We start from the raw sequence: 4,330 nt of genomic DNA on the forward strand, positions 1-4,330 counted from the left end.
CCCGCGGAATAGCTCAGGCCGAGAGCACCCCGGCGAAGAGCGCGCGGTCCACGTTGCCGCCCGAGATCGTGACGATCACCGGACCCTTGCCGAGCGCCTCCCCGTGGAACAGCGCCGCGGCCAGCGCGACGGCGCCGCCGGGCTCGGCCACGACCTTGAGGCGGTCGAACGCCTGGCGCATCGCCTCGCGCACCTCCTCGTTGGTGACGACGAGGCCGGGGCCGCAGAGGCGCTGCATGATCGGGAAGGTGATGCCGCCCGGCGCGGGCGTCAGGATCGCGTCGCAGAACCCCGCCTCGGGCCCCGCGTTGCGCTGGATCGTGCCCGCGGCGAGCGAGCGCGCGGTGTCGTCGAAACCCTCGGGCTCGACCGGGCGGACGACCATCCCCGGCGCGCGCGCCTCGAGCGCCAGCGCGATCCCGGAGGTGAGCCCGCCGCCGCCGCAGCACGTCAGCACCGTCGCCTGCGTGATGCCCTCCTCCGCCGCCTGTTCGGCGATCTCGAGGCCGCAGGTCCCCTGCCCCGCGATCACCTGCGGCTCGTCGAAGGGCTTGATCAGCGTCAGCCCCCGCGCGTCGCGGAGCCGCGCGCCGATCTCGTTGCGGTCCTCGCCGCCGGCGCGGTCGTAGAGCACCACCTCCGCCCCCATTGCGAGCGTGTTCTCGATCTTCAGGCGCGGCGCGTCGGCGGGCATGATGATCGTGGCGGGCACGCCGTGCCGCTCGGCCGCGCGGGCGACGCCCTGCGCATGGTTGCCCGAGGAGAAGGCGAGGACGCCGCGCGCACGCACCTCTTCGGGCAGCGCCGAGACGGCGGACCAGCCGCCGCGGAACTTGAAGCTCCCGGTGTGCTGGAGCGCCTCGCATTTCACGAGGACGCGCCGCCCGGCGACGGCGTCGAGGAAGGGCGAGGACAGGAGCGGCGTGCGCCGCACGATGCCCCGCGCGCGCTCTGCCGCGGCCTCGATCATGGAAATGTCGGTCATGTCGTATGCTCCAGAACGGCGGCGATCACCGCCTGCGCCTCGGGTTCGTCGAGGAAGGGAACGTGGCCCCGGCCGGGCACCTCGCCATAGGCCATGTCGGGCCTGCGCCGGCGCATCTCGGCCGTGGTCTCGGCGGACAGGAAGATGGAGTTGGCGCCCCGGATGAGGCCGAGCGGCAACCCCGCGAAGGCATCGAAGAGCGGCCAGAGATCGGGCGCGACGGCGCCGGGCTCGAAGGCGGGCGCCACGGCCTCGCGCAGGCGCGGATCGTAGCGCAGGTGCAGCCGCCCGCCCTCCTCGCGGAAGAGGCGGCGGGCGAAGTCGGCCCAGGTGGCGGGCGGCACGTTCTCGAAGACGCCGGCGTAGAACGTGGGATAGAAGGCCGCGACCTCGGCCAGCGACCGCGCCGAGGGCGGCCGCCCGATATAGCCCATGATCGCGTTCAGTCCCTCCTGCGCGACCACGGGGCCGATGTCGTTCAGGATCACGCCCGAAAGCCGTTCCTTCGCCGTGGCGGCGAGGACCATGGCGACGATCCCGCCCCGCGAGGTGCCGAGGATCGTGACCTTCGGCAGACCGAGATGGTCGAGCAGCGTCAGCACGTCCCGCGCCTCGAACGGCACATGATAGGTGGCGGGATCGGCGTGATCCGACGCGCCCGGGCCACGGAAGTCCATGCGGATCACCTGCGCGCGGGAGGCGAATTCCTCCACCACGGGCTCGAAATCCTCCATGTTGCGCGTGAGGCCCGGCAGGCAGAGGAGCGGCGCGCCCTCCCCGGTCACGTCGTAGGCAAGCCTCACGCCATCGGCTGCGATCACGTAGTCCATCAGTCGATCCCCAGAAGCGCCGGAACGCCGGTCAGGTCGCGCGCCACGCGTTCGGGCCGCCCCGGCAGACGGTCCACCGGCTCGCCCGCGCGGTTGACCCAGAGGGTTCGGAACCCGCAGGCGGCGGCCGAGGCGGCGTCCCAGCCGTTCGAGGAGACGAAGAGCACCTCGGAGGGCGCGCGGCCGAAGCGTGCGCCGACGAGGTCGTAGACCGCGCGCGCGGGCTTGAAGACGCCGACCGCCTCGACCGAGAGCACGGCGTCGAGATGCGGGCCGATACCGGCGCTCGCGACCGCGTCGGCCAGCATCCCCGGACTGCCGTTCGACAGGATCGCGGTGGCGCGGCCCGCGTCCTTCAAGCGCGACAGCATCTCCGGCACCTCCGGGTAGGCCGCGAGGCGCCGGTAGAGGCCGAGAAGCGCCTCGCGCAGCTCCGCGTCTCCGATCCCGGCCCTCTCGAGCGCCCAGTCGAGCCCGTCCTGCGTCACCTGCCAGAAGTCGCAATGCGCCCCCGTCACGGCGCGGAGCCACGAATACTGGAGCTGCTTCGTCCGCCAGTCGGCCGAGACCTGCGGCCAGACCGCCGCGAAGCCCTCGCGCCCCGGTTCCTCCGCCAGGGCGCGGGCCGCCGCCGAGACGTCGAAAAGCGTCCCGTAGGCGTCGAACACGCAGACCCGTATTCCGTCCATGCCGTCCCTCCCGCACGTTGGCGAAGACCTTTGCACATGCGCGCGGCGGCTACAATTCCGGCCGCCGGGGTTCAAATCCGGGGCCGGAAGGCCTAAACTCATGGGTTAATTGACTGCGGCAGCCCTGCGCCGGACGGCGTGGCCTCGCGAAATCCACCCATCGACAGGAAAGAGAGAACCGATGACCCAGGCACAGCCGGGCACGACCGTGTCCATTCACTACACCGGAACCCTTCCCGACGGCACCACCTTCGACAGCTCGGAGGGGCGCGACCCGCTGACCTTCAAGCTCGGCGAAGGCCAGATCATCCCCGGCCTCGAGTCGGCGCTCTCGGGCATGACCGTCGGCGAGAAGAAGAAGGTCACGATCGCCTCCGAGGACGCCTATGGCCCGCACCGGCCCGAGGCGATCCAGCAGGTGCCGCGCGAGGCGGTGCCCGATCACATCCCGCTCGACCTCGGCACGCAGCTCCAGGTCCAGACGCAGGACGGCCGCGCGGTGCCCGTGACCGTCACGGAAGTCACCGACGCCCAGGTGACGCTCGACGCGAACCACCCGCTCGCGGGCAAGGACCTGATCTTCGACGTGGAACTGGTCTCGGTCGCCTGAGGGCGGGCGACACCGGCTGCGCCCGGGCGCCGTTCGCGGCGCCGGGGCCCAGAGATTCCCGGTCAGAGATTCTCGGGCTGCAACATGCCCAGGACGTGATAGCCGCCGTCCACGAGGATGATCTCGCCCGTGGTGCAGGCGCCCCAGTCGGAGGCGAGGTAGACCGCGGTGCCGCCGATCGCCTCGAGCGTGGCGTTGGCGCGCAGCGGCGCGTTCGCCTCGGTCGTCTTGAAGGTCTTGCGCGCGCCGCCGATGGCCGCGCCCGCCAGCGTCTTCATCGGGCCGGGGCTGATCGCGTTCACGCGGATCTTCTGCGGCCCGAGGTCGTTGGCGAGGTAGCGCACGGAGGATTCCAGCGCCGCCTTCGCCACGCCCATGACGTTGTAGTAGGGCGTCACCCGGTTCGAGCCCTGGTAGGTCATCGTCAGCAGCGTGCCGCCATCGGGCATCAGCTCCGAGGCGCGGCGGGCCACGTCGATGAACGAGTAGCAGGATATCGTGAGCGAGTTGCGGAAGTTCTCCCGCGTCGTGTTGATGAAACGGCCCGTCAACTCGGTCTTGTCGGAGAAGGCGATGGCGTGCACGACGAAGTCGAGACTGCCCCATTCCTCGCCGAGCCGGGCGAAACAGGCGTCCATCGAGGCGTCGTCCATCACGTCGCAATCGACCATCAGGGTCGAGCCGAGCGAGGCGGCCAACGGCTCCACCCGCTTGCCGAAGGCCTCGCCCTGGTAGGAGAAGGCCAGCTCCGCCCCCGCCTCGTGCATGGCACGGGCGATCCCCCAGGCGATCGAACGCTCGTTCGCGACGCCCATGATCAGGCCGCGCTTGCCCCTCATCAACTCGTTCATGTGTGCATCACCCGTCGAAGCGGGACAGGAGCATCGAGCCGTTCGTGCCCCCGAACCCGAAGGAATTGGTCATCACCGTGTCGAGGCCGGCGTTCTCGACCGTCGCGGTCGCGATTTCCTCGGGCTTCAGGGCGGGATCGAGCGTCTCGACATTGATCGAGGGCGCGATGAAGTCGTGCTCCAGCATGAGGAGGCAGAAGACCGCCTCGATGGCGCCGGCCGCGCCCTGCGCGTGGCCGGTCATCGACTTGGTGGAACTGACCGGGGGCGTCGATCCCTCGCCGAAGACGCGGCGGACGGCCTGCACCTCGCCCACGGCGCCCACGGGCGTCGAGGTGCCGTGGGCGTTGGTGGAGCTCACGCCC

General features: G+C 71.0%; 5 protein-coding genes and 1 pseudogene. 1 reads left to right on the plus strand and 5 read right to left on the minus strand.

The window, feature by feature from the left end:
* Nucleotides 1-13: 13 nt before the first annotated feature.
* The 3 genes from ACTS11_RS13675 to ACTS11_RS13685 are packed head-to-tail and all read right to left on the minus strand — an operon-like array spanning nt 14 to nt 2,504.
* Nucleotides 14-985 (minus strand): threonine ammonia-lyase, encoded by a 972-nt coding sequence (locus ACTS11_RS13675; protein ID WP_442640859.1) that lies wholly within the window; start codon nt 983-985, stop codon nt 14-16.
* Nucleotides 982-1,818 (minus strand): alpha/beta fold hydrolase, encoded by an 837-nt coding sequence (locus ACTS11_RS13680; RefSeq protein ID WP_442640863.1) that lies wholly within the window; start codon nt 1,816-1,818, stop codon nt 982-984. Before ACTS11_RS13680 ends, ACTS11_RS13675 begins: the two co-directional genes overlap by 4 nt.
* Nucleotides 1,815-2,504: a haloacid dehalogenase type II gene (locus ACTS11_RS13685; protein WP_442640860.1), complete on the minus strand. Its 690-nt coding sequence runs from the start codon at nt 2,502-2,504 to the stop codon at nt 1,815-1,817. Before ACTS11_RS13685 ends, ACTS11_RS13680 begins: the two co-directional genes overlap by 4 nt.
* Nucleotides 2,505-2,685: 181 nt before the next feature.
* Here ACTS11_RS13685 and ACTS11_RS13690 point away from each other — a divergent pair, with 181 nt between their 5' ends.
* The gene (locus ACTS11_RS13690) at nt 2,686-3,114 is read left to right on the plus strand and encodes an FKBP-type peptidyl-prolyl cis-trans isomerase (RefSeq protein ID WP_442640861.1); all 429 of its coding nucleotides are present in this window, start codon (nt 2,686-2,688) and stop codon (nt 3,112-3,114) included.
* 62 nt (nt 3,115-3,176) lie between these two features.
* Here the strand turns inward: ACTS11_RS13690 and ACTS11_RS13695 are convergent, their stop codons facing one another.
* Nucleotides 3,177-3,965, minus strand: coding sequence for an enoyl-ACP reductase FabI (locus ACTS11_RS13695; RefSeq protein WP_442640862.1), 789 nt, complete (start codon nt 3,963-3,965; stop codon nt 3,177-3,179).
* 7 nt (nt 3,966-3,972) lie between these two features.
* Nucleotides 3,973-4,330 (minus strand): annotated as a pseudogene (locus ACTS11_RS13700) (beta-ketoacyl-ACP synthase I); the annotation flags it as partial.

The organism is Roseicyclus sp. (assembly GCF_052168335.1).
Classification (GTDB): Bacteria; Pseudomonadota; Alphaproteobacteria; order Rhodobacterales; family Rhodobacteraceae; genus Roseibacterium.